The sequence below is a fragment of the Dendronalium sp. ChiSLP03b genome (genome assembly GCF_034531165.2).
GTDB lineage: Bacteria > Cyanobacteriota > Cyanobacteriia > Cyanobacteriales > Nostocaceae > Dendronalium > Dendronalium minutum.
This window is the reverse complement of sequence record NZ_JAVRBR020000012.1, coordinates 36,902-62,912: the sequence shown is the minus strand read 5'-3', so window position 1 is coordinate 62,912 and position 26,011 is coordinate 36,902. Positions and strand designations below refer to the sequence as shown.

General features: G+C 43.3%; 18 protein-coding genes. 6 read left to right on the top strand and 12 right to left on the bottom strand.

The window, feature by feature from the left end:
• Nucleotides 1–333 precede the first annotated feature (333 nt).
• The 7 genes from RMY31_RS02350 to RMY31_RS02320 all read right to left on the bottom strand — a co-directional run bounded on the left by RMY31_RS02350 (nucleotide 334) and on the right by RMY31_RS02320 (nucleotide 7,700).
• The gene (locus RMY31_RS02350; RefSeq protein ID WP_322658931.1) at nucleotides 334–468 is read right to left on the bottom strand and encodes a hypothetical protein; all 135 of its coding nucleotides are present in this window, start codon (nucleotides 466–468) and stop codon (nucleotides 334–336) included.
• 14 nt (nucleotides 469–482) lie between these two features.
• A complete protein-coding gene (gene hypA, locus RMY31_RS02345) occupies nucleotides 483–824 on the bottom strand; it encodes a hydrogenase maturation nickel metallochaperone HypA (protein WP_322658932.1) in 342 nt (113 codons plus the stop codon).
• A gap of 122 nt (nucleotides 825–946) precedes the next feature.
• Nucleotides 947–1,081: a hypothetical protein gene (locus RMY31_RS02340; protein WP_322658933.1), complete on the bottom strand. Its 135-nt coding sequence runs from the start codon at nucleotides 1,079–1,081 to the stop codon at nucleotides 947–949.
• Nucleotides 1,082–1,464: 383 nt separating this feature from the next.
• Entirely contained in the window at nucleotides 1,465–4,164 is a 2,700-nt protein-coding gene (locus RMY31_RS02335) for a chloride channel protein (protein WP_322658934.1), read from the bottom strand.
• Nucleotides 4,165–4,462: 298 nt separating this feature from the next.
• Nucleotides 4,463–5,776: a TldD/PmbA family protein gene (locus RMY31_RS02330; RefSeq protein ID WP_322658935.1), complete on the bottom strand. Its 1,314-nt coding sequence runs from the start codon at nucleotides 5,774–5,776 to the stop codon at nucleotides 4,463–4,465.
• A 332-nt stretch (nucleotides 5,777–6,108) separates the two neighbouring features.
• Nucleotides 6,109–6,972, bottom strand: coding sequence for a Tab2/Atab2 family RNA-binding protein (locus RMY31_RS02325; protein WP_322658976.1), 864 nt, complete (start codon nucleotides 6,970–6,972; stop codon nucleotides 6,109–6,111).
• 62 nt (nucleotides 6,973–7,034) lie between these two features.
• The gene (locus tag RMY31_RS02320; protein ID WP_322658936.1) at nucleotides 7,035–7,700 is read right to left on the bottom strand and encodes a phosphoribosyltransferase; all 666 of its coding nucleotides are present in this window, start codon (nucleotides 7,698–7,700) and stop codon (nucleotides 7,035–7,037) included.
• 756 nt (nucleotides 7,701–8,456) lie between these two features.
• Here RMY31_RS02320 and RMY31_RS02315 point away from each other — a divergent pair.
• The 4 genes from RMY31_RS02315 to RMY31_RS02300 all read left to right on the top strand — a co-directional run bounded on the left by RMY31_RS02315 (nucleotide 8,457) and on the right by RMY31_RS02300 (nucleotide 12,845).
• Nucleotides 8,457–9,668, top strand: coding sequence for a sigma-70 family RNA polymerase sigma factor (locus RMY31_RS02315; protein WP_322658937.1), 1,212 nt, complete (start codon nucleotides 8,457–8,459; stop codon nucleotides 9,666–9,668).
• 2 nt (nucleotides 9,669–9,670) lie between these two features.
• Entirely contained in the window at nucleotides 9,671–10,816 is a 1,146-nt protein-coding gene (locus tag RMY31_RS02310) for a DUF1822 family protein (protein ID WP_322658938.1), read from the top strand.
• 445 nt (nucleotides 10,817–11,261) lie between these two features.
• A complete protein-coding gene (locus RMY31_RS02305; protein ID WP_322658939.1) occupies nucleotides 11,262–12,530 on the top strand; it encodes an alkaline phosphatase PhoX in 1,269 nt (422 codons plus the stop codon).
• A 45-nt stretch (nucleotides 12,531–12,575) separates the two neighbouring features.
• Entirely contained in the window at nucleotides 12,576–12,845 is a 270-nt protein-coding gene (locus tag RMY31_RS02300) for an element excision factor XisH family protein (RefSeq protein WP_409877138.1), read from the top strand.
• A gap of 226 nt (nucleotides 12,846–13,071) precedes the next feature.
• Here RMY31_RS02300 and RMY31_RS02295 read toward each other — a convergent pair whose 3' ends face one another.
• Nucleotides 13,072–13,317, bottom strand: a complete 246-nt coding sequence (locus RMY31_RS02295; protein ID WP_322658940.1) for a hypothetical protein — start codon at nucleotides 13,315–13,317, stop codon at nucleotides 13,072–13,074.
• 269 nt (nucleotides 13,318–13,586) lie between these two features.
• Between RMY31_RS02295 and RMY31_RS02290 the strand changes: the two genes are divergently transcribed.
• Together RMY31_RS02290 and RMY31_RS02285 are read left to right on the top strand one after the other, a co-directional pair.
• Nucleotides 13,587–15,932 carry a CHASE2 domain-containing protein gene (locus tag RMY31_RS02290; protein ID WP_322658941.1) on the top strand — a complete coding sequence of 782 codons (2,346 nt, stop codon included), beginning with the start codon at nucleotides 13,587–13,589 and terminating at the stop codon, nucleotides 15,930–15,932.
• A 107-nt stretch (nucleotides 15,933–16,039) separates the two neighbouring features.
• Complete coding sequence (locus tag RMY31_RS02285) at nucleotides 16,040–16,837, top strand: DUF928 domain-containing protein (RefSeq protein ID WP_322658942.1); 798 nt, start codon at nucleotides 16,040–16,042, stop codon at nucleotides 16,835–16,837.
• Between the two features lie 325 nt (nucleotides 16,838–17,162).
• Here the strand turns inward: RMY31_RS02285 and RMY31_RS02280 are convergent, their stop codons facing one another.
• From RMY31_RS02280 to RMY31_RS02265, 4 genes are all read right to left on the bottom strand, one after another.
• Nucleotides 17,163–20,156: a calcium-binding protein gene (locus RMY31_RS02280; protein WP_322658943.1), complete on the bottom strand. Its 2,994-nt coding sequence runs from the start codon at nucleotides 20,154–20,156 to the stop codon at nucleotides 17,163–17,165.
• 277 nt (nucleotides 20,157–20,433) lie between these two features.
• Entirely contained in the window at nucleotides 20,434–20,559 is a 126-nt protein-coding gene (locus tag RMY31_RS02275) for a DUF4258 domain-containing protein (protein WP_322658944.1), read from the bottom strand.
• A gap of 146 nt (nucleotides 20,560–20,705) precedes the next feature.
• Nucleotides 20,706–23,144 (bottom strand): CHAT domain-containing protein, encoded by a 2,439-nt coding sequence (locus RMY31_RS02270; protein WP_322658945.1) that lies wholly within the window; start codon nucleotides 23,142–23,144, stop codon nucleotides 20,706–20,708.
• Between the two features lie 236 nt (nucleotides 23,145–23,380).
• Nucleotides 23,381–25,792, bottom strand: coding sequence for a filamentous hemagglutinin N-terminal domain-containing protein (locus tag RMY31_RS02265; protein ID WP_322658946.1), 2,412 nt, complete (start codon nucleotides 25,790–25,792; stop codon nucleotides 23,381–23,383).
• Between the last annotated feature and the right edge of the window lie 219 nt (nucleotides 25,793–26,011).

Sequence of the window (26,011 nt, the reverse complement as noted above, 5' to 3'; positions counted from 1 at the left end):
TCGCAACATTTTGGAATTGATTGGATTGGGTGTGGCAAAGTAGATACAAAGCTAGGTAACAGCGATGTCTGTGCCAAACCGCTTTGCATCTACGCTCCACAGCTTGCTACACCCAAGTCAACATAGCGCTATGACTTGCCGTAATATTGCGGTTCAACACTCATACTTCACTCCTAGCGTTTCCCTATTGCTGTCGCAGTCAATACTCCCAGCAACGAGATTCATTTTGAACATTCTAGGCTGTAAATTGAGTGCAAAGTGTATTTTGGGTGCAGTGGCAAAAATTGGCCAACGCAATAGTCCAGTACGCAGTTGTAGCTCCAATAACCCACATTAGTAGGATTTTCGAGATTCCTGGGGGTGTCGATGGACGAGGCGATCGCAGTTCCCTCCTTTGATGAATCCCCGCAAAAAACCAGCACAACCGCAGTAATATGCTAAATCTATTTTTGAAATTCTTTGATTCATATTCAAGCTTTGAATCAAGAGACTTCTAGAAAAGCTATTTCAAACTCTTTCCCTTGACGTATTTCACAATAAGGTTGGTAACATTCTGGACATTCGCAAAGCTCGTTAATTGGGTGAAATTCACTATTGCAATTCGAGCAGTAACAGACAAGAGGGACATGCTCGACTTGTAACTTAGCATCTTCAGCAATTGTTCCTTTTTTGGCAACATCAAAAGCAACCTCTAAAGAATCTGGCATTACACCAGACGCTCCACCAACTCGCATTTGTACTAAACGAATATGTTGAGCACCTTCGTCTTTAGCACGCACAATAGCACGGTCAAGAACACCTTGCATTATTCTAACTTCATGCATAATTATTTCCTCGCAGTTTTGATTAAATGCTTTATTTTCTCAAGTGCTGTTTCTATTTCTTGTTCAGCCGAAGGTGATAGACTCTCACCCAATTCAAAGTTCACCTCTGGCACTGTTACCCATCAAGCTTGTGGGGAATAAACGTAAAGGACTTGAATGAGAGCAAGAAGCGATCGCGGATCGCCTGTATATCTTGTGATAATAGTGGAATTAGGTAAGAGCGATTTTACTTGGACATCATTGTTTTCTGAAGTCAAACAAGCATTTACAAAAATTACTAAATTACTATTCGTTACAGCCTCAGCAAGTTCGGGGGTCAGTTGATAAATTACTTAACGCATTAGCTACTCGTTGTCCAATGCTGTCATCACTGCATAAAGGGTTGCCATAACCAATGATGAGAAATAATAGAGATAATGTAACTGTACCTTTGCCCTAATCTCTAAACTCTCGTAATTCCACATCAGCTAAAGGTGTACTGATGCTATTACAAATATATCGTATAAAGTACCCAGCACCTATCATTATTTGCTTGAGTTGATTTGAGTCTATAACTTGCAATTAAAGTTTGGTATCCCCTGGATCTGATACTTGTTGCGGGTCATAAGTACTCTGGTAAATTGTCAATATTTTTAAATTTTTAATTATTAATCGCACCTCTGACCAATATCACTGTACTTTCTACACCAGAAGCGATCGCTTCGGGAATATTACCTTGAATCACCTGTTGCAATAATCCTTCACGAGAAGCTCCTAAAACTACAACATCGTAACTTTCGGTTTTTACTAGGTTAATCACACCTTCGGCAACGGAATTAGCTTGCACGGGAGAAGCAATTACAGTGTTAGACAACTTGCGGCGACGCATCAGCTGGCGGATGGCTTGTTCTAAAACTGTCATATCTGGCTTGATTTCAGATGGCTTAAACACCTGTGTCAGGCGAATTTGTGGTTCATTACCCAATGTCACCAAAGCAGGTAGCAACTTAATTGCCACCGTGGCATTAGGGCCACCAGCCATCGGCACTAGCCAGCGGTTAAAGGAGTGCTGAGTGAAGGGAGATGAGTGCTGAGTAGGGAGAATGAGGGGAGATGAGGGAGAATTTTTGTCTTGTTCTCCCTGCCTTCTGCCTTCTGCCTCCTGCCTCCTGCCTCCTCCTAACTTCACCAACACCACATCACAGGTGGCTTGGCGAATTACGGTGTCTACGACATTGCCAAAAATCCGACCAGGGGTAGAAGTGCTACCTTTCCAACCCATTAAAATTAAATCGATGTGTTGCTCGTTGATTGTCTCTAATATTGCTTGGGCTGGATCGTGGGCAACCCTAATTTGTGTATGTAGAGGAATGTGCCACTTCTTCGCTAGAACTTCTGCTTGTCGTAGTAAACGGCGACTTTTTGCTGTTCTTACCTGTGTTTCGGCGGGAGAAGTGTGACGCGATACTAACATCACTTGTACGCACTCTATTTCATAATGGCGATCGCGGGCAATAGCTGCTGCCATTTGTAAAAGGATAGCTGCTGTTTCGGGATTAGCCACTGGTACTAATAATCTACCTCTACCAATGCTGGGCGATCGCGTTTGGTAAACTACATAGGAAGGTTCTGGTTGTAGTTTTGGGGCAGCATCTTCACAGTTGAGATGCTCTGCTTCTACTCGAATAATATCTGCACGGGTGATAATACCAATTAGTTTCCGCCCTTGTACCACCGGTAAGCGACTAATTTGATAACGGTCAAGTAAATATAGTACATTGCTCAGATTGTGTATCGGTGTTACCGTCATCGGGCTAGTAATCATTATTTCCCTTAGGGGAGTATCGTTTGGTAGATTACGATTGTGTATCTTTGTCAAATCTGTTTGCGTGACAATTCCTACCAGCTTGCTGTCCTCTACCACTGGGAAGCCGCGATGATGAGAACGGGAAAAGGCCTGTCTTGCTTCATCTAAGGTCATCTCTGCATCCAGAGTTTCTACCTGTTGCTGCATGACATCTTTAGCTGTGAGAGTTTTCAATATCCCATCGACAGGTGCTGCTTTGTTAATCACAATGCCGTTTAACTGCAAGAGTTTGTCATAAAGCGACCCCGGCATTACTTTATCAGCAACAAGATAAGCTACTACAGACACAATCATTAAAGGCAGTACCAGATTGAAATCTGTTGTCATTTCAAACACAATCACAATTGCTGTGATGGGCACTTTGGAAACGGCGCTAAAAAATCCCCCCATTCCTGCTAAAGCATAGGTAGTAAGAGAACCCACTCCCAAAAGTTGAGACTCGCACACACCAATAAAGTGTCCTAAACAAGAACCCAAAATTAAGCTGGGAGCAAATAAACCTCCAGGCGCTCCGGAACCAAATGCTATGAGAGTGAGCATAAATTGAGCCACAAACACCGCTAACGCTAAGGATGCATTCGTGTCACCAGTAATCATATACTCACGCAAACCAGTGTTATCACGAAAATAATCTGGGAGCATTGCCACGACAATACCAGAAATAAGTCCAGCTAAAGCTACTCTGAGTGGCAGACTTATATGTAATTTTCTGTAAGATTTTATACTAAAAACTATGCCATGATTAAATAATGCACCCAGTAATCCTGCCAAGATGCCCAACAGCAGAAAGAAGGGAATTTCTGGAAGGGAAAACTTATTGGAGTAGTTGAGCAATTGCAGGTTTAGTTCCAGACTGCGACCACCCAAAAGTCGAGATACCACCCCACCAATGAACGAAGCGATGATGGCTGTTCCTAGGGTCAGTCCGGATAAATCTTGAAGTAACTCTTCGACAATAAACAGTACACCAGCGAGTGGGGCATTGAAAGCTGCTGCTAGACCTGCACCAGCACCAGCAGCAATCATCTGTCGCCGATGGTCTGGAGAGGTGGGAACCCAGCGACTCATCCCTGCTGCCAAACTTGCTCCTACTTGCACGGTGGGGCCTTGTCTGCCCAGAGTTATCCCGGAACCCAAGGCAATAATGGCACTAAGTAGCTTTACAATTGCCACCCGCCAGGATAATGCACTTGAAACATTGCCAAGAGTAGCTTTAACTTGAGGGATACCGCTACCTGATGCCTCTGGTGCCAACCTTTGTACTAAAGCGCCAGCCAAAAATCCAAAGATTAAACCAACTAATGGTAAGGCAAACCATGCTGGTAAAACATGGGAAGTATGGACTCGCCATGTTCCTAACCATCCCGAACCTACTTTCAGAAATACCGCAGATAGGGCGGCCACAAGACCGATAATAGAAGCTTCGGCGATCGCTAAACCTCTTCTAGGCTGCAACCAGCTGCGAAAGCGCTGAGTAAGAACAGGAAGCGACATAATAATTAAAAATTGAAAATTAAAAATTTAATTGAGTGAATCAGTAAATATTTATTTTTTATTTAAGTAGAAAGGTGCAAATAAATATAACTATGTAACGAAAAGTCAACTTAGCTCAAACCCTCCTCCCTTCTGCCTTCTGCCCTCTGCCTTCTGCCTTGTCTCAACGATAAATATTTACACTGACCTACTTATACAGTTGTCATCCAATTTTAAGAGACATGAGTTCTATGAACATCTCCCCCCTAACCTATGTGAAGTAAGGGGGGAATAACGTAAAAATCACCTTTATTAATTTTTAATTATTTCTACCTGTAGTAGATAGTCCTTCTACTATCAAAGATGGAGTATAACAAGAACCATTCCAATCAGCATCACTACCTAATTTTACTAATTGTTTGAGGGCTGTGTAGACGTTACCTGCAACCATCGTATCCTTGACACGCCCAATTACCTGCCCATTTTGCACGCGATAACCCAAATCAATATTGATGGAAAAATCGCCAGAAATGCCGCTGCCATTGCCCAACATTTGATCCACAATCAAGCCATCATCCATCATTTGAATTAAGTCTGAGAGCGATCCAGAACCAGGCTGGATGAGGAAATTAAATAAACCAGGGGTGGGATAGCTGCCTAAACCAGGGCGGAAACCATTTCCTGTAGTACCAGTACCAAGTTGTCGTCCAGTGGTGCGATCGCAGTAAAAGTGCTGTAAAATCCCGTTTTGGATAAATACTAAAGAAGTAGTAGGAGTACCCTCATCATCAAAAGGGCAACTGTAAGGCCCGGCTTGTGGGTCTTGGTACAAGGTGAGACTGGGTGCCATGACTGGTTTGCCCAAGCGTTCTGCCCAAGGAGAAGCTACTTCTAAGACGCGCTTGCCATTTAAAGCCGCTTGTGCGGTACCCCAAAGCATATCAGCTGCTTTAGAAGTAAACAAAACTGGAACGCGACCGCTAGGGGGTGAGACATTTTCGTTAGCCCAAATTAACCTTTGTAAAATTTGATGAGCTAGTTTCTCAGGTTGGAGAAAGTCTCGCTGAGTTTGACCATCAGAAACACTTAAAAAATCATCGCCTCGTATCCATTCGGCTGAAATATAGCAGCTAAGAGTAGTGTCAGTGTAGTAACAATCTAAACCTTGACTATTGACAAGTCTAGTAGTTTCCACATCACATTCCCAGTCGCTGCTGCAAAGCACATCTGGATAAACCTCGCGGATGAGGGCGATCGCTTCTTTGCCCCAGTCTACCAACACTTCTATGGGTACAGCTTTCCCCACATCTGGATAGACTGACCCAGAGTTACCACCCAATTCTACAGGTTCGGGTTGATTGAGGTGACTCAAAGCCAGAGCGCGTTCCACCATCGCTTGTGCTGGGACATCACCATAAGCGACTGTGAGTCCTGGACGACCATTTCGCCACAGCCGCAGTGCTGTGCCTTCAGATTGGCTGGTTTCTATCTGCTTAAGTCGGTTAGCCTCAAAAAACACGGGACGAGAAAGCGATCGCGACTGATACACTTCAGCTGCTTGCGCTCCCGATTTTATGGCTAGTTCCAGTAGCTGTTCTGCTAGTGTATCTTGTGACAAATTTTCAGCACCCATGACCCTTGATAAAATATAGATTTTGGATTTTTAACTGCGGCTAAACGCAGATAATTATCCCAAATCATTGGTATCTATCCGCATGTATCGGCAGTTGCCATTTTTAAAAGCAGATAGACGCAGATAATTATCCCAAATCATTGGTGTCTATCCGCATGTCATGGACGCAGAGAATTATCCCAAAATCATAAATTTTGTATCAGAGTGTCTCAGTAGAAGGATAAAGGATGAAGTATGAAGCAAACCTATGAATAAATTCAGCAGCTTGTATCCCCTTTTTCTTGTTTTAGCCTTTATCCTTTATCCTTTCTTATCCCTTCTTTATATATACTTTACGGCAGATTCACCTCTTGCAGCAGCCAAAAACCAGCAAAAGATTCTGCTTGGGGATCGGATTGCACCCCGATAAAATGCACTCCATTGGCTTGTTGTTTAGCTTCTTCAAAACCTTTGGCTTCCGCTAGGGTTTGGGGATTTTTGATATTAGCCAAAATCCAACTTTCAGTAGCACCTGTTTCTAAAACTAATCTCTCCCCTTGGCTAGTGTCAAACTTCAAAAAAGCCAACTCTAAACCTGACATCCAACCCGCTATGGGTAATGCCCTAGGAGAGAAAATCAAAACTCCAGGAATGCGGGTTTCGGGCGATACTTGTGCCAACTCTAGGGGAAATGCCTCGCCGAAACCAATTTCCCACTCTGTCATTTCTGCAAAATCCGCAGCTTGTAAAGTGACAAATACCCACTGTTTTCCTTCCAAAGCATCTGGTAAACGTTGGGGTAAGGGTCTTTCTAAGCGCACCGAGGGATTAGTCCCTCCTTGATACCCAGGTTCTTGAGGATAGACTTCCTCCATCCGCTGTTTCAGCCATTGATTGAGAAACAAAGTGCGGCGGCTAGGTTGGGCGGGGATACCCGCATCTTGACAGGCTTTAGTAATCATGTTGTTCATTTGGCGACGGAAAAAGCGAATTTTGATTGGTGCTTCTCCCGCTTTAGCGATCGCCTCTTGCAATGCTGTCCGCAACCAACCCGAATTTACCTGGGTACTGGAACAATATTGAGCATAACGAAATAAAGAATCTGTTCTGGTCTCAACATTCAAGGGGCTTTCGCAAATTAAGACTTCCCAAACTTTTTTTTGATTTTCGTCCAAAATTGGACGGGAGTAAAAATCGATTTCCCAAATACTGCCCATGTTTTGCCGTGAAAGTCTGGCGACTTCATATTTTTCTGATATTTTTACTCTACCAAGGTTCGTCAATGGTCATTGGTCATTGATAAAAGCTGACCCCTTGCCAACAGGTCGCGTACTTCTTCGTCGCTGGTTTGCGAGAACTCTTCATACCAAAGACCGATCGCATATAACGGCTCTGGTGCTGTCAAACAAATTACTTCGTCTACTTCAGTGCGTAACTGTTCGCAAGTTGCGGGTGGTGCGACTGGAACTGCAACAACAATCCGCTGAGCTTGCTGTGCCCGTAGTACGGCAATGGCAGCACGCATGGTTGAACTCGTGGCAATACCGTCATCTACTAAAATTACGGTGCGATTTTTAACCTCTGGTTGGGGTTTCTCGCCGCGATAGGCGCGATCGCGACGCTGTAATTCCCGCAATTCTTTGGCAGCTACTTCATCAATCGTATGACTGGAGATGCCCAACCAACTGACAACTTCGTAATTTAACACCCGAACGCCCCCAGAGGCGATCGCGCCCATCGCCAATTCTTTGTGAGTCGGGACACCAAGTTTTCTCACCAAACAAATATCCAGTGGTACATTTAGTTCTTTTGCGACTTCAAATGCTACTGGTACACCACCACGGGGCAAACCTAAGACTAATACATCTTCACGGTTAGCGTAAGCTGTGAGATGTTTTGCTAACATCTGACCTGCTTCAGTGCGGTTGCGAAATCTAATAGTCATAATTAGAACCTCCCAAGGATGAGAGCAAAATGAATCCAAATACTTTTCGGTTAACGGGAGCACCCCAATTTTGCGACTCATCCATTTTTAAACTGATAGCTCTAGGTAGTTCTCATCACTCATGAGACAGCATCTCTACGTTCAAATTAGAAGGTAATTTTGAGGAACTTGTGAGTCTTGATAGCAACATCCTGTTAATCGCAATAATAATTAATAATAATTTTTATTTTCTTTACATACTTTTCAAATTTATTTTTTACTTTCATAGTAAATTCAAATCATACATTGTTTTAACTTCATGTGATAGTAATTTTCTCAAAAATGCACTGAATATTTAATAAAGGTAAACGCGCAAACGTGAGTTGGTGCTGGCAAATTCCCCGACCTAAGTGGCAACTGCTGTTAGCGACATGTAGCGGATGCACCAGAAGCAGCTTCACCCCGTTGAAGTAACTGGAATGCCAAAGACACAGAGGAAAAAAGGGGTAATTATTACTAGTTAACTCTAGTTGTTAAAATCGGTTAATTTTATTTTCTCTCCATAAATGGAATGGTAAACACATAATAATTCAGCTTCTATTAGTTGATTTTCTAAGTTTGTTTGATACAATGGGTGATAATCTTTTTAAGAGATAAGTCTTCTTGACAATAAATGATTTATCTTTATGTACCATAATTTGGTCAAGGATTTATACCACCTGAAATATGGGACGTATAATGTCCCTCAGATATTTTTCCACACCTAGTTAGTAATTCATGCGTCCTCGCCAAAGCATTTATGAAGTTTTTTCAACCTTCCTAAAATTTGAGTTTGATAGCGTCCAGAGTTGGGTATATGATGCGAAACTACGCCGCAGCATCCAGAATTGCTTGCTACAGATACCAGAAACGAAAAACTCAGAAAAGTTTTGGGCAATTTATTGGCACAAGTCCTGGCAAACTCAGCCAAACTCTCTAGCTGAGGGACATTTGTCTGCTTATTTACAAGAAACCTGTTATTGGGCGACACAAAGAACAATTCCCCAATTTGGCAGCGTGCATTGTAAATTGTCTGACTGTTTTCAGTTGGCGATCGCAGAAGTTCCGAAAATATTAAAAGGCTGCGACCCTGACCAAAATGGCAGCCTTAAAAGTTATAGTAATGTAGCTTTTGGTAATATTATTCGCGATGCTTTACGCCAAAAACAAGAAATCGATTTTTCTAATGATTGGGCGTTACTGCTGAAATTAAGCCGCAAGCAACTACAGGAATCTTTGCAAAGTGCTGGGCTAACACCTGAAATTATTGCTTCCTATCTTTTAGCTTGGGCGTGTTTTGAAAAAGGTTATATTCTCACAAAATCCCCAGAAATTCGCAAGTTGCAACGACCTGACGAAGATACTTGGAAGGTAATTGCTCAACTATATAATAGCGATCGCCTCACTCAGCTCAAACCGCCAGGACAAGAATGTAATTCCCAAACCTTAGAAAAGTGGCTGTTGTTTTGCTCCAAACAAGCACGTTCTTATTTGTATCCAGTAGTTGCATCTCTTAATGTATCCAGACCAGGACAAACAGAAGGTGAATTACAAGATGATTTGCCAGATACCAATGAATCTTTACTAGCAAACTTGATTGAACGTGAAGAAACAGAAACTCAAAAAAATCAAGAAATCAAAATTAAAACAGTTTTAATAGATGCGATCGCCCAACTTGAGCCACAATCGCAGCAATTGATGCAACTATATTATCAGCAAGGACTTACCCAACAGCAAATCGCCAAACAACTGCAAATTCAACAGTATCAAGTTTCCCGCCGACTGGCTAAGGTCAGAGAATCTTTACTATTAACACTTGTTAGGTGGAGCCAGGAGACAATGCATATTTCTCCAACTTCCAACGTGGTTAAACATGTTAGTGCTGTTTTAGAGGAATGGTTGCTGAGTTATTTCAGTAATCCGAACGATAACACCACCCAGGAGCAGTAGTCATGTCTTTTTCGTGTGTTCCGCCAACTCAATTATGGTTAGAGGTTTCCCCAGAGATTCAAGACCAGTCTTGGCAAGGGAGCCAATCCTGTGTCAGCCTCCGTGGTCGTTGGAATGCTTATCTCAATCAAGTTTGCCTCAGCACCTTTTTGCCTTGGCTGCAAGCAGAATATGCTCCAGAAGCATCTGTGAGGACTGATGTCAGTGCGCTGCTCAATTCTTGGGAAGTGGTCAACGGAACTGCCATACATATAGATACAAAGCGTCTGATTCTGATTCCAGACAAGACTTTGGAAACCAGAGAATTTTACGTGCCTCAAGAATGGGTAGATATTCCTAACTGGGTAGGAGATTATTATCTAGCAGTGCAAGTCAATCCTGATGGTGAGTGGATGCGAATCTGGGGCTATACCACCCACGAACAATTGAAAAATCAAGGTAGTTACGATTCTCAAGAACGCACCTACTGTTTAGATGCCAATCAGATGGTTGAAGACTTAAACGTACTTTGGGTAGTACGTCAACTGTATCCTGACGAACCAACACAAGCAGCTTTAGCTCCACTCCCTGCTTTATCAGATACTCAAGTTGAAAGCCTGTTGCAGCGTTTAGCCAACCCTACAATTACTAATCCTCGCCTGGAATTGCCGTTTGAACTTTGGGGAGCTTTACTACAGAGAGAAGAATGGCAACAACGCAGAAGTCCAACCACTCTAACTGTCAACTTGCGCCAATGGTTCCAGAACATTGTTGCAGATAGCTGGCAAACAATTGAAACGCTTTTTGGAGCACAGCCAGATTTTGCCTTCAGCTTTCGAGAGGTTAGCGAGTCGGTTGAACAAATCAGACGGGTAAAGGTAATTAACTTAGGCACTCAAACCGTAGTACTGATGCTGACGTTAACAGCCGAGGCAGATGGCAGAGTCGGGATTCGCACTCAACTTTATCCCAGCGATCGCGATCGTCATTTACCTGCCAATATCAGATTATCGCTGATTTCAGCATCAGGGCAAACTGTCCAGTTAGTCGAAGCACGGGAAGCAGATAACTCCATCCAACTGAAGCGGTTCAAATGTCCGTTGAACACAAAATTTAGTCTTCAGGTTGAACTAGATGATTTGAGCTTCACAGAAGACTTTGAAAGTTAAGTATCCAGTATTAGCTCTGACTACAATCCAAGTGTATTTCTCAATGCTCTGTTAATCTCACATTCCGCAGGTTAGTTTTAAAATATTGGGATTTCCCATAACCCGGATATAGTAATGCTTTCAGGTATTGAACCTATATTCCGCATTTTGCGATCGCAACTTTCCTTAATATCAAAATTAAGCTCACAAGACAGTTGCTAAGGCTGAAAACCTTACTAAGTAAGCATTCTACCCACCGATGTTTTTTGCAATTTTCAAATTACTAGATCAGCTATTTGGTACAGTATTTAGTAATTAGAAATTTGTATATTTTCTACATTAATTTAATGCCTTGAATAATCTTTTTTTAACCTATTATTAATTTAAAAAAACTGCTCCTCCTAGATAATTGAGGCTGGCCATTTGCAACCAATTAAGCCTCATCCAAAACATTAGGGAGTTTACATTGAATCTATCGAGACGTCAGTTTTTTACCCTAGCAGGGGCATCGGCTACAGGTGCTGTCCTTCTATCTCCTTTGCAAGCATTCTATGCTAAACCCGCGATCGCTGCGGGCCCCTACGGCAATTTAGTAGCCGACCCCAACGGAGTATTAGATTTGCCAGCTGGATTCACTTACCGCAGACTGTCCGAAACAGGTCAAACGATGAATGATGGTTACAAAGTACCCGGTGGTCACGATGGTATGGGTGCTTTTGCAGGATCTAATGGTAATACGATTCTAATTCGCAACCACGAACTCACTCCCACTTCTAGCAATGGTCTGGGCGCTCCTACTGGCAGTAAGTACAACTCAAATGCGAGGGGCGGTTGCACTAAATTGGTTGTTAATTCTTCCCGCACCTTGGTAAGCCATCGGGGAGTCCTAGCGGGAACTATTCGCAATTGTGCTGGTGGCCCTACACCTTCAGGGTCATGGTTAAGCTGTGAAGAAACCTTTGAAACCAATAACAACAAGAAGCATGGCTATGTTTTTGAAGTTCCAAGTAGCGCAAATACTTTTGTTACCCCCGCTCCACTAACAGCAATGGGGCGTTTTAATCACGAGGCTGCCGCTGTAGACCCCAACACAGGGTATATCTACATGACGGAAGACCAGGGGAACGGACTGTTCTACCGCTTCATTCCCAACCAAAGCAACAACCTGAATGCTGGCGGCTCGCTATACGCCTTAAAGATTACGGGGTCGCCTGGAATCAACACGGCAACAGGTTTCCCAAAAAATACGCCTAAGGCGGTGGAATGGGTACAGATTAACACTCCCGATCCCGCCACTGATACCGTCAGGACACAAGGTTATAACAATGGTGCCGCCAGGTTTTCAGGGGGGGAAGGCATCTTTTATGGCAGTGGTTATGTCTACTTCACTTGCAAGAGTGGGGGTAGTTCTGGAGATGGGCAGATCTGGCGTTATTCGCCTACTAATAATACTGTTGATCTCTATATTGAACCCAATAATTCTGGTGTGCTAGACAATCCAGACAATATTATAGTTTTCCCCAACCGGGATATCTTCCTCTGTGAAGATGGGGATGGAACGGATTACATTCTGGGCATCACTTCCAGTGGCAGTCTTTATAAGTTTGCCAAGAATGCCCTCAATACATCAGAGTTCGCCGGGGTCTGCTTCTCCCCAGATGGTCAGACGATGTTTGTCAACATGCAAAGTCCAGGAATAACCTTTGCTATCTGGCCAACCACCGCCTCCTGGTAAACCTACGTCCTTCAGTACAGTCAGGGTAGAAAGCGATCGCCCTGACTGAACTCCTATCGTGACTTAAAATGGAAAAAGAGCTTATCGGCTGATTTGGGAATAGAACGCCTTATCAGTGCTGAGAAGGGATTTCAAAGAATTGTTGTTGAAGTGAAGAGCTTTGTCAGACAATCTAACGTAAAAGATTTAGAACAAGTACTGGGACGAATGTCACTAAGAAAACGTGAAACTCTTGCTATGGCTGGGTGTAGGAGTATAGGGGTGTGGGGTGTAGGGGAAGAGTGTTGCTTTGCGAGTCTGATTAGTTGGTTTTAATTCTTTTCCTTACACCCCTACACCCCTACACCCCTACACCCTTACACCCAAAAGCCAACCAAATTAAGGATTTGCGCTTTTCTTAGTGCCATTCAGTACTGGGACAGTATGTCTGGTGTTGCATTTAATTTGAGGTCTTGGCAACTTTTGGCGATATTGGTTGAGGGAAGGCAGAGGGCAGAAGGAGGAAGAAGGAAAAATTCCCACAATTGAAGCAGTGCAAGGATTATAGGACATCTGCATCACAACAAAGCCGTAAGCGATCGCCCGTCTTAGTCACAAGTCCCACGCTCGGATAACAAAACGTCTTAAAACCTTCTGCCGTCTGCCTTCTGCCTTCTGCCTTAAAGTGCGTAACTTTCAACGATCGCCAAAAGCTGACAAGAACCTTAATTTGAGCAGAAAATCGGCTTGTTTGTGAGCCGAAGCGATCGTGTTTGTAAGCGGCAACAATTAGGATAGTTATCTTCAAAACTAGTCAGTATTTCTAACCTCGCTACTTGTGAATAATTCAACACTTTAATTACAATGAATAAATTCTTATATTTATATTAAATTAATGGATAAAGTGTATCATCAAAATTACAAGGATATAATGCTGCTTCTGGTAACATTTTTTATGAGTAAAAAAGTAAAAACAGAGGAACGCCAAATGTAAGTTTAGCAATATCAGGATTATTCTGAGGTTATACATCCCTATTGGGTAACTTTAGATCGAGAATTAGAATTAGTGCAAAAGCCATGAGTAAACTGATCGTCCTGAACTTAGGCAAAGGAAACTTGCAGCAAGGGTTTTCCACGATCGCAGCTCAACTTTGGCAAACAGATACACCCACGCCAATGCAATTTACAGGGGGGTTACCTGCTGCACCACAACTACAGAGTCTTTATCAACGTTGGCAAGTGCTGTATGAAGTACTGTATGCAAGTTTAGGTTGGCGTAGTAACCATATTTCTGAATTTGAAATTGATGAAGATGATGTTACTCATATTTCTCAAACAGAGTTTAACGACCTCTGCCAAGAATTACAACAGGGCATTAACACATGGCTGAATAGCGCACCATTTCTCAATATTGACCGAAAGCTACGTACTCAACTTACGCCTACAGATGAAATTCGCTGCATAATTACAGCCGATTCCAATGAAGTTTTAAGACTTCCTTGGTGTTTGTGGCATTTTTTTACAGATTATCCTCAAGCAGAAATTGCCCTTAGTCCTCCAGAGTATGCCCGCTCGATTAAAGCAATTACTAGCAAGCACAAAGGCAAAGTCAGGATTTTAGCAATTTTAGGCGATCGCCAAAAAATTGATGTTGAAAAAGACCAATGTTTACTAAAGCAACTACCCAATACAGAACTCAAATTTTTAGTTGAACCAAATAGCTGCGACTTAACTGAACAATTGTGGGAATCTGGTTGGGATATTCTCTTTTTTGCAGGACATAGTTCTAGCAAAGGCAAAGGACAAATACAACTAAATCCAACTCAAACTTTAACAATCGATCGGTTGAAGTATGGGTTGCAAAAAGCGATCGCTCAGGGTTTGCAGCTAGCAATTTTTAACTCTTGTGATGGTTTAGGACTAGCGCGAGATTTAGCCGATTTGCATTTGCCTCAAGTAATTGTGATGCGAGAACCTGTCCCTGACAAGATAGCACAGGAATTTCTCAAACATTTCCTAACAGCTTTTTCCCGCGGGCAATCCTTATACGCAGCAGTCCGGGAGAGTAGAGAAAAGTTACAACCTCTAGAGGAAAACTTTCCTTGTGCTACTTGGTTACCTGTAATTTGCCAGAATCCAGCAGAGATGCCGCCAAGCTGGCAGGATTTGTGTGGTCAGATGAGCATCCACCTGCCACAACTCAACTATCAGCAATTGCCAGTAGTATTAGTAAGTGGCGTATTTGTTACTTTGATTATAGTATTAATACGGTTGCTTGGTGGATTACAAACTGTAGAGATTCAAGCATTCGACCAGTTAATGCGATCGCGCCCAGCCCAAGAACCAGATCCGCGGTTGCTTGTCGTCAGTGTTACAGACGAAGATATACAAGCTCAAGGACAAGAACCGCGGCGAGGTTCGCTTTCAGACAAGTATCTGAACTTACTGCTGGCAAAACTGGAACAATACCAACCCCAAGCTATTGGTCTAGATATATACCGAGATTATCCAGTAAGTTCCAACCAGCCAGAATTAGTCAAGCGGATGCAACGAAGCGATCGCTTAATTGCCATTTGCAAACGTGCCGATCCACAATACGATCCTACAGGCATTGCACCTCCACCAGAAATACCAGAAGCAAGACTGGGTTTTAGTGATTTTGTGGAAGATAACGACAGTGTGTTGCGCCGTCACCTCTTGGCAATGACTCCAAATCCTGTTTCATCGTCTTGCACTTCTAGTTATGCATTCAGCGTGCAATTGGCATTTCGTTATCTGCAAGCCAAAGGAATTACAGCCAAGTTTACGCCGGAATGGGATTTACAGTTGGGGAATAAAATTTTTCCGCGCTTGCAAAACCGGACTGGCGGTTATCAGACAGTGGATGCACAAGGTACTCAACTTTTACTTAATTATCGTACCTCGCCAACTGTGCAAGCGATCGCTCGCCAAGTCACCCTTACCCAAGTCCTCAACGGACAGGTCAATCCCAATGCCGTCAAAGACCGAATTATTCTTATTGGAGTCACCAGTAATAGTAGTAGCGATTACTGGTCTACACCCTATGGTGCAGGGCCTTCAGATATTGTACCAGGCATACTCATTCAAGCACAGATGGTAAGCCAAATTCTCAGTGCTGCTTTAGACCAAAGACCGTTTTTATGGGTTTGGCCTCAATGGGGTGAAATCTGCTGGATTTGGAGTTGGTCTTTGACAGGCGGTCTACTTGCTTGGTGTTTTCGCAGAATAGCTTACCTAAGTATTGCTGTATTTATAGCAACAAGCACACTATATGGACTTTGTTTGCTTTTATTAACTCAAGGTGGCTGGGTGCCCCTAGTACCACCGATATTCTCATTATTAGTCACAGGCAGTTATATTATCTACACAAATAAAAGTTTTTATAAAGCTCAGAAATCTTAGTTATAGAGAGTGTATAAGGAGATAGGAACAGAAATTTTTTGTAACTTATAGTTATTAACTGTTCGTAGAAATTACGTATGTTGAATGCAAATTGATTGATATTAGCTATGAACAAGGTACTCCGGTTAAAAACCGCTACCCTCACCACCGCATTGACTCTAAGTATTATTAACTTCCCTGGCAATTGGCAATATGGGCTGGCACAAACGCCAACATCAACCGCTAAAGTACGGTATGTTGCACCAGTTGCAGTAGAAAAACCAGGAGAACCCAGAGGACGGCGTAGAGGTGGAGGTAGTCGTGGCCCGTGTAAGCAGTATGAAACGCTTACAGCTTTAGTACCCATAACGAAGACAGGAACAAAAGAGTCAGTTTGGGGACAGTCAATATCTCAAAACCCAACATTTTGGTTTTTGGTGTCTGACAAATTAACTCCGAAAGTTCCTGTAGAGTTTGTCATACAGGATGACACAGATAATTATGTTTATCAGACAAAATTTAATCCACCAGAAACAGCGGCGGGAATTATCAGCGTTGCTGTACCGCCTACAGCAGCTCTAGAAGTTGGCAAATCTTATCGCTGGACTTTTTCTATTTATTGCGATTCAGATAAGCCCTCTGCCTCTGTTTATGTTCGTGGTTCAGTGACACGAATTGCTTTAGAACCAAAGCTACAAAAGCAACTTCAAACAGCTAAGACTCCCCTAGAACGTGCTGCTGTTTTTGCCCAAAATGGAATCTGGTACGATGCCTTAACTACTTTAGGAGAACAGATGCAAAGTAGTAAACGCGAAGATCCAGAAATAGCATCAGCTTGGATAGAGCTACTCAAACAAGTTAATTTAGATAACTCTGCTTCTGTCGGTATTGTTCCTTGCTGTACACCTAAATCACAGACTTTGTGAAATAGTACAAGCCCACATTTAGAGGTTATTTATAAAGTAAAAATAAAATTCCTATAGGGTGTGTTAGGCGCATATTTTCGATATGATTTATCATGAGGAAAAACTATCAAAGCGCCTAACGCACCGTATTATAGTAGCAATCTTCTTTTCTGTTTGTGTTCTCTGCACGGCAGTTGCTTCAAGTCGGCAAAGCCGCCCAACGCACTGCCTCGCCTCTGTGGTTTATTAATGCATTTTTTTAGTCCGGTTACGCCACTACACCCAGAGATTCAAATCACTGGGTGTAGTTGCAAAGCTTTAAATTATGAACTTGTCAGACTAATTTCTAAACAAGCTGGATGTCTGAACTAACAGCGAAACCAGTAGGTTTATTCTCAAGGGTAGCAAATTGAGCGCCTTGGAAGAACAGGCCACCAGTAGCATCGTTGTAGCTAAAACCACTGATGTCAGTAACACCAAATCCAACTTTAGAAATCTGAATCTTGTCACTTTCCTGGCGATTGAAGTCTTTGATAACATCTAAGCCTTCTAGCTTAGAATTGAACACAAATTTATCTGCACCAACACCACCAGTAAGGATATCATTACCAGCACCACCAACGAGAACATCATTACCAGCAGCGCCGTTGAGTTCATCATAGCCAGCACCGCCTTTGAAGTTGTCATTGCCAGCGCCACCCTCGAAAACATCAGTATATTGTGTGCCTGTGATGTCAAGCTGCTCAATATTGCTGTAGTTGAGTACAACGCTACCATTTACGCGGCTGTAGATAGCATTTTGTCCTTGGTATCCAACGTGAATACCAGCACCATTGTTGAATAAGCTGTAGTCTGCTATGAGGGTGTCAGTACCTACACCACCGTCAACATTACCATCTATATCAGTCAAAGTATCATTGCCATCTCCACCAGAGAGCGTGTCATAACCAGCCCCGCCAATGAGAGCATCATTACCAGCACCGCCATTGACAATATCATTGCCAGCACCACCTTTAAGGATGTCATTGCCAGCGTTACCACGCAGTACATCGGCGTATTGCGTACCTGTAATATCTAACCGCTCAATATTGCTGTAGGTGAGTAGTTTAGCACCAGTTTGCAGGTTGAAAATTGTATTTTGTCCCTGGTACTCCATGTCAACAACAGCACTACTGTTGAACTGACTGTAGTCTGCTACTAAAGTGTCAATACCTGTACCACCGTCAACACTACCATCTATATCAGTTAAAGTATCATTGCCATCTCCACCAGAGAGCGTGTCATAGCCTGTTCCACCACTGACAATATCATCACCAGTTCCACCTTTAAGGATGTCGTCGCCAGCACCACCACGCAGCACATCAGCATACTGTGTACCTGTGATGTCAAATCGTTCAATATTGACATGACTGAGTAAAGTATTACCAGTTTGGCGGCTGAGAATAGCATTTTGTTGCACATCAATACCAGCACCATTTAACGCGCTGTAGTCTGCCACTAGAGTATCAGTGCCTATACCACCATCGACAGAACCATCTGTATCAATCACAGTATCATTACCTGCTCCGGCAGCGTAAGCATCGTTACCAGCAGCACCTTTAAGGATGTCATCACCAGCGCCACCTCGCAGCACATCAGCATATTGTGTACCCGTGATGTTCAAGCGCTCAATATTGCTGTAATTGAGTACAGAATTTCCAGTGAGGCGGCTGAAGATGGTATTTTGTCCGTTGTATCCCACATCGACACCAGCACCATTATTCAATTGGCTGTAGTCTGCTACTAACGTGTCAGTACCTGTACCACCATCGACAGAACCATCTGTGTCAATTAAAGTATCATCGCCATCGCCACCATACAGATAGTCAAAGCCAGCATCACCACTGAGGGTATCATTACCAGACTCACCATAGAGATAATCGTTACTAGCACCGCCACTGAGTGCATCATTGCCAGCACTACCTTTTAGGATGTCATTACCAGCACCACCACGCAGTACATCGGCATACTGTGTGCCTGCTACGTCTAACCGTTCAATATTGCTGTAGTTGACTAACACACTACCAGTTTGGCGACTGAGAATAGTATTTTGTTGGACATCAATACCAGCGCCATTGTTGAACTGGTTGTAGCTTATTAGTAGCGTATCAGTGCCTGCACCACCATCAAGATAACCATCTGCATCTATGAGAGTGTCGTTACCATCTCCACCATAAAGATAATCGTAGCCAGCACCACCCTCAACGATGTCATCACCAACCCCACCATCGAGGCTGTCATCACCAACCCCACCATCGATATAGTCATTGTCTTGACCGCCGAAAATCGTATCATTGCCGTTGCCACCATAAACAGTGTCTTTTGCGGAGCCGGAGAAAACAACATTCGGCGAGTCGCCATAAATCACATCGTTGCCATCATTACCTTCGATGCTGTCATCGCCAGCCTCACCATAGAGGCTATCATTACCAGCACCGCCACTGACGAAATCATTGCCAGCGCCTCCTTTGAGAATGTCATTGCTAGCACCACCACGCAACACATCTGCATATTGCGTGCCTGTGATTTCAAACCGCTCAACATTGCTGTAACCAAGTATGCCAGTACCAGTGAGGCGACTGAAGATGACATTTTGTCCGTTATATCCTACATCCACACCAGCACCATTATTCAATTGGCTGTAGTCTGCTACTAAAGTGTCGATGCCTGCACCACCATCAACAGTGCCATCTGTATCATTTAAATTATCATTACCATCGCCACCAGAGAGCATGTCATAACCAGCACCACCAACTAGTGTGTCATCGCCAGCCTCACCATAAAGGCTATCATTACCAGCACCGCCATTGACAATATCATTGCCAGCACCACCTTTGAGGATGTCATTACCAGCAGCACCACGCAGTACATCTGCATACTGTGTGCCTGTGATTTCAAATCGCTCAACATTGCTAAAACCAAGTACGCCAGTACCAGTGAGGCGACTGAAGATGACATTTTGTCCCAAATATCCTACGTCAATACCAGCACCATTATTCAATTGACTGTAGTTTGCTACTAAAGTGTCAGTGCCAGCACCACCATCGACATTGCCATCTGTATCTATCAAAGTATCATCGCCAATGCCACCATATATACTGTCACTGCCTGTTCCACCAACTATTGTGTCGTTGCCAGCACCTCCTTGGAGTACGTCGTTACCTTCATCACCATAAATTGTGTCGTTCTGAGATGCACCAGATAAGTTATCATCGCCTGCTTTGCCGGAGAGTACCCAAGGTTGACCATCTTCGACGACTATGAATAAGTTGTTAGAATTGTCACCTGTGTATGTAGGCATTTCAATTTATCCTTAACGAGTAAAGTTTTTGTGTAGTGGAGTTTGGCGTTAGCTTTTGAACTCCTTGCTGAGTTACACGTTGAGGTTTTGGAATTTATGCAGGGGTTTGGAAAATAAAAAAGAAAAAATTTGCTGAGTTAATAAAAAGCTAGCTGTGGCGTTGAAGAAGACGCGGTGAGGTAGTCGCAGTCCTGGCAGTTTCCGTCGGTTGCGTTAGTGACGTTCGCGTAAGCATCTCTCCTTGGCAGAATGTGTCGATCCAGTGCAGTCCCTACTACTACATATTTGTGCCTCTCGGGTCATCTTTTTCAACCCGAATGACTTGACCATTTAAAACAGCTTCTTCCACATCCAAGATAGTCAGCATATCCTCAGCCATCTCTTCCATTGCATGGGCTGACATGTCATACTGGCGAAGCCGAATTTTCTCTCTAATACGGTCAATATCATTACGCGGCACTTGTGCTTGTTCGGATTATATTTAGGCAATCATAACAATTTAGTTGGATTTCTCTAAATTAATGATGGCGATCGCATCCCTTGCACGCACTAAAGCCAATTTCCTAGTAAGATGTAAGGTGCCCAATGCACAGGATGTCGGTAATCTGGGTCTTTTAACAGTGAGAGTTGAGCTTGGCGCAGTGCTTCTGCCTTCGTTACTTTCTTAGTCGCTAACTCCTGGTAAAATTTACTAATCAGCTGAGTACCAGATGCATCATCTACACTCCAAAGAGAAGCCAAGGTACTGCGTGCGCCTGCTTGTATTGCCACTCCAGCTAATCCTAGAGCTGCTCGTTTGTCTCCCTCAGCAGTTTCACAGGCACTGAGGACAAGTAATTCAATCGGCTCAGGTTTAGTTTGGTTTCTGCTGCGAAGCAAATCTTTCAATTCGTTGACTTTTACTGGCTTATCCCAAGCCAAGACAAAGGTTTCATCCGCATTGGAACTAAATTGACCGTGAGTTGCCAAATGCACCACAGAAAAGGGGAGTGAGTCGATTTGTTTTCGTAATGCTGAACTGGTAAATGTCTGATTTAGGAGAATTTCACTAGGTACTTCCGACTCAATTGCCTTTAATTCATCACTAACATTTGGTAGTGGGCTATATCCATGCCGTGCTTCTGTCAGTCCAGCCACCAAGGTTTTCAGCTTGCTTTTATTTAATGGTTTAGGGCCTAATAATTCCAGTCCTGGTGTGAGGGCGATGCTATATTTTTCTACTAGATACTGTTTGCCATCATATAGGGCTGCGATCGCTATATTCCGCAGAGAACCATCCAACACAAACACCAACGTTTTTACCTGGCTTTGAGACAGTCCCGCTTCCATTGAGCGAATTAACCAGTCATAAACTTTTGTAGATAAAGCTTTGCCCTCCGGTGTTGTGTAAGGCTTTTCCAAATTTTGCCGCAGTTGCTCCAATACTTCTTCTACTTCCTGTTGAGCTACTTTAGTACTGTAGTGATGTAATGGTTGCTGAGGCAAACTCACAATTACTTCTAGTCGGTCTTTGAGGATGATAGGATAAATCACAGCTGCTGCTGACTGTTCAATTTGCTCAATTGGTACAATCTGTCCTTGCAGACATGCCGAGCGGAAAAAGTTGTCGAGTTCTGCTAGTTGTAGCGATTCAATGACTTGACGAGCTTGTTTAATATTATTCTGACTTGGTTCTGTGTTTTCTCCTGGATTTAAGAGCAGTTCCACATATTCGCGATATACAGGCTCGACACTCTCACGAAAAGAAAACTGGATGTCAGAGTTAATTGCCACCAAGTCACTACGCAAAGATTTGAGTGTTGTAAAAGCAACTTCATAAGCAGCGGTTGCTGGCTTAATTGCCCCTTCTGCTTTTAAGATGCGTCCTAGCTGCCACTGCCATTGATAAGCAATATCTGGGGCGTTAATAGCTTGTGCTAGTTGCAAAGCCTGTTGCGTTAACTCTTGAGCGTTTGACCATTGCTGATTTTGTTCATACAGTCCACCTAGATAACCCAAAGCATAAGATTCAGCTTGTTGGTCACCTAAGCTTTTAGCTTGTTGAACTGCTGTAGCGAGTAATTTAGCAGATTCGCCTTGTCCCTGAGTTCCCTTTGCCAAACTTTTGCCAAAGTTAATTCGTGCATAAATTGTAGAGCGACTGGGAGATAGGTCGTTAAACTTAGGCTGGAGTTGATTTCGCAGATTTTCAGCTTTTTGTAATTGTTTAGTTGCTATCAATAGATTAAGTTGATTAACTTCCGCCTGAATCTGCGTAATTATTGCAGAAGCGTTTGTAGCAGCTTGTTGATAATATGCCAATGCAGCTTCTGTATCTCCTTGGGTACGAGCAGTGTTACCTAAGCTCAGGAGAGTAGCGCTGATATCCTGTTTTGACACGTTAGCTGCACCTTGTATAGCTGCCAAGCTTTGCTGTAAAACCCTACGGGAATTACCTAAATCGCCCACTAATCTCAAAATATTGCCCAGGCCACGCAATCCTGTAATCTTTAGTTGCTGGTCTGGCTGATTCTCTAGAGCTTGTTCTACCTCAGCTAAGGTTTTACGAGCTTGGAGGTAAAGCCCTAAAGCCTGTTGAGCCTGAGCCTGATTTACCAAGCTGCCAATTCTGCCAGAAGCATAACCTGCTTTGGTGTAAGCGGCAGTTGCTTGCTGCCAAGTATTCAGAGCCTGTTCTGCTTGACCTTGCGCTAATTGCAGACTTCCTTGAGTATTAAGAGCTTGGGCAAAGATCAGTTTTGCTTGCTGGGTGATGTTTTTAGAGTTTTGAGTCAGCTTGAGACTGGAGGTAATTGCTTGTGTTGCCTGTTGCCACCGTCCTAATTGCTGATAAGCCAGAGAGAGATAATTCAGTACCATCGCCTCTACAAGTGGATTTTCTTGATGCCCTTTGAGTGCCTGTTGCCAAATAGTTACAGCTTCAGCAAATCGCTCTGCTTGGTACAATTCTCTACCTTGCTCAATTAAATCTGAGTTCGATATGTGCAATGTTGACTCCCTCAATTGCTCACCTATAAGCGGAGGGGAGTAAAAACCTGATTTTTCTGTTAAGCTGTCGCCTTTGTAGAGAGATAAGCTCTGAAGGTGAGATTGAGCAGAGGCTGTAACTTTACTCCATCCAAACAACAGAGACAGACTGACACCTAGTAGCGCACAAAGGAGCAAAGTTAGAATTTTAGGAAAAAATCTAGGCTGTTTTTTGGCCATGTAAGAATTACAATATGTCAGTTTTGGGCAACTGGGCAACTAACAGGTGTTAGCGAGGAGTTGTTTGGAGTTACAGTAGGTGCTTGGGCTACGAGGATGATATCTCCATCAGCACCAATTACCCATCCTTGAGCCTCCACAATAGCTGTAGGTGGTTGAGATATTCTTGCTTTTTCTTGAGAATTACTCAATTTTTCATTCAACAAAGCATGAGGTTGCAAGTCTTGCCAGATGGCATCACTAGTAAGTGGCTCACTGGGGTTAGGTGGTAAACCACCTCGTCCGGTGACTACAAATTCGCTTTGTTGAAGGGCAGTTGTAGCGCCACCTACTGAACAGTTTTGGGCAATCAGCCCGGATGCATCTACTAGATTTGTGGGTAAAGTGACGAGTCCACGACTAGGGTCTGCATCGGGTTTGTTAATTTCTACAACTCCATCAATTCCAAGCTGAGAATTAGCAGAGATAACACTATCTGGAGATACAAAAAATCCTTGAACGCGAATACGGATATTCCCTCCCTGACCTTTGACTGCATTAGCAACGATCGAACTATTATTCGCCAACACTAAATTATCTGCATTAATAATTGTGTTGCCACCATTAGCGGTGCTGTCAATAGTAATGTCTGGTTTAGGGAAAGCTTTAGCACTAGGATCGGCATCACTTTCGATGACAGCATTGTGGTTTAAAATTACGGTTCCAGCGTTAATGAAGATATTACCACCCTCACCAAATATGCTAGCAACGCTGATCCTGGCTCTATCATCTACCAGCAGGGAAGGAGTTGTAATGAATAGGTCGCCAGCGCCTCCTCTTCCTAGTCCATCGATTTGTAAATAGGTGGGGTAATCAACTAGGAATGAGACACCAGTAACTTCAACGGACTTTGTGGCAATGATTTCTAATTTACCTCCCCGTCCCTGTCCGCGGTTAGAGGCTGAGACAAAGGCTCCGTCTCGAATGGCAAGCTTTTGAGTTTCAATTCTGAGATTACCTGAAAATCCAGTGGCTGTTTGGTCGCTCTGAGTTGCCAAAGTGCTGCTAAATGTATCGCTGGGATTGACCCCAATCACATCAACGAAATCAGAGGCAATGACAGTTAAATTTCCCCCATTTCCTGAACCGAAAGTAGTAGAACTTACCTGACCACCATCACGTACAATTAACTGTTTAGTAGTAATGCTGACATTGCCAGCGTTACCTATAGAATTAGGTTGGGCATCAGCATTTAAATAACTTGCTGTATCATCGTTGCTTCCAGACACTTCCACTAGTTCAGAAGCATTCACGGTTACATTACCTGCATTTCCTGCATCTAAAGTAGCAGTTGAAATACCTGCTGTGTTTCCTATATTCAATCGCTTTGTGGTGATATTGATGTCTCCAGCATTACCAGCACCGCCAGTTCTAGCCAACAAGGCACTAGGAAACTGAGCATCAGCAGATGTACCAGTTAATTCCACGGACTCAGAGGCATTCACTATTAAACTTCCTCCTAGTGCTGTATTGGTATCAGCAACAAGCTGAGCGCCTTCACGGAAGGTCAAGTTCCTTCCCTGCACTTGGATGGCATTACCTCCATTTCCAGTAATACTGGCTTGTGCTCCCTGAAATAGGTTAATGTCACGGAAATTTGTAACACCTGAGTAATCTAAAGCCCAGCCATAAGCGTTTGAGGTAATTCTTACGAGGTTGTTTGTGGCAACACTACCCAACTCGATGCGTCCACTCTCGGCAGTCAGGTATCCTCCCTCTAGTGCAATATCCCCACCTACGAGTGCTAAAGTTTTTGCCAAAGGGACTTGTAGACCAATCAATTGACCGTTTGTATCGGTGGTTATTGAGCGATTGACAATACTTCCTGGCGCTGCCCCAAATTGCAAACCGAAGGGTACATTTATAGTCAGCAGAGGTAGTGCTTGAGGATTACTGGCGCTAAAGGCAAAGTTATTACCAAATACTAAGCTGTCCGCTGTACTCGCTACAAATGACCCATTAATATCTAACTGTGCATTTTGTCCAAATAGAATGCCATTAGGGTTAATTAAAAATAGATTGGCATTACCCAAAACTCCCAGTTTTCCTAAAATCTCGGAACGGCTATTCCCTATAACTCTTGTGAAGATATTTTCTACTCCTGTAGGGTTGGAGAAGTAGACCAGTTGTCCATCTGCAACGTTAAATTCCGAGAAGCTGTGGAAGAGGTTTGCTCCTCGCACTGCACCACCATTAATCAGCTCGCCTGTTGCACCATTAATATCAACCCCTTGTTTTAACTGGGATGCTTCATTACCCAATGTACTATCAGGTTGAATATCGGCAAGGACAAGACTCTCCCCCCTAATTCCGGTCGAAAGTTGTGCTAGTGTCAGACCAAACACTAAAAATCCCTGGCTACACCAGCTACAACTTTTTTTATTCAGCATAATTACATACGCGATCGCATTTGTGGGTATTAATTAACATATCGCACATTCCACATTTAAAGTTTTAAATTTGAGTATCTTTTCTGTAAATTTACTTATGGCAATTCGCCTGCAATTGTGTACCGCAGAAAGCAACGCGTAGCGTCTCCCCTAGGAGAAGGCTAGCCGCCCAACGGACTGCTCACCGCAGGCGACTCAGAGTGGCTCCGGTTCCCGTCG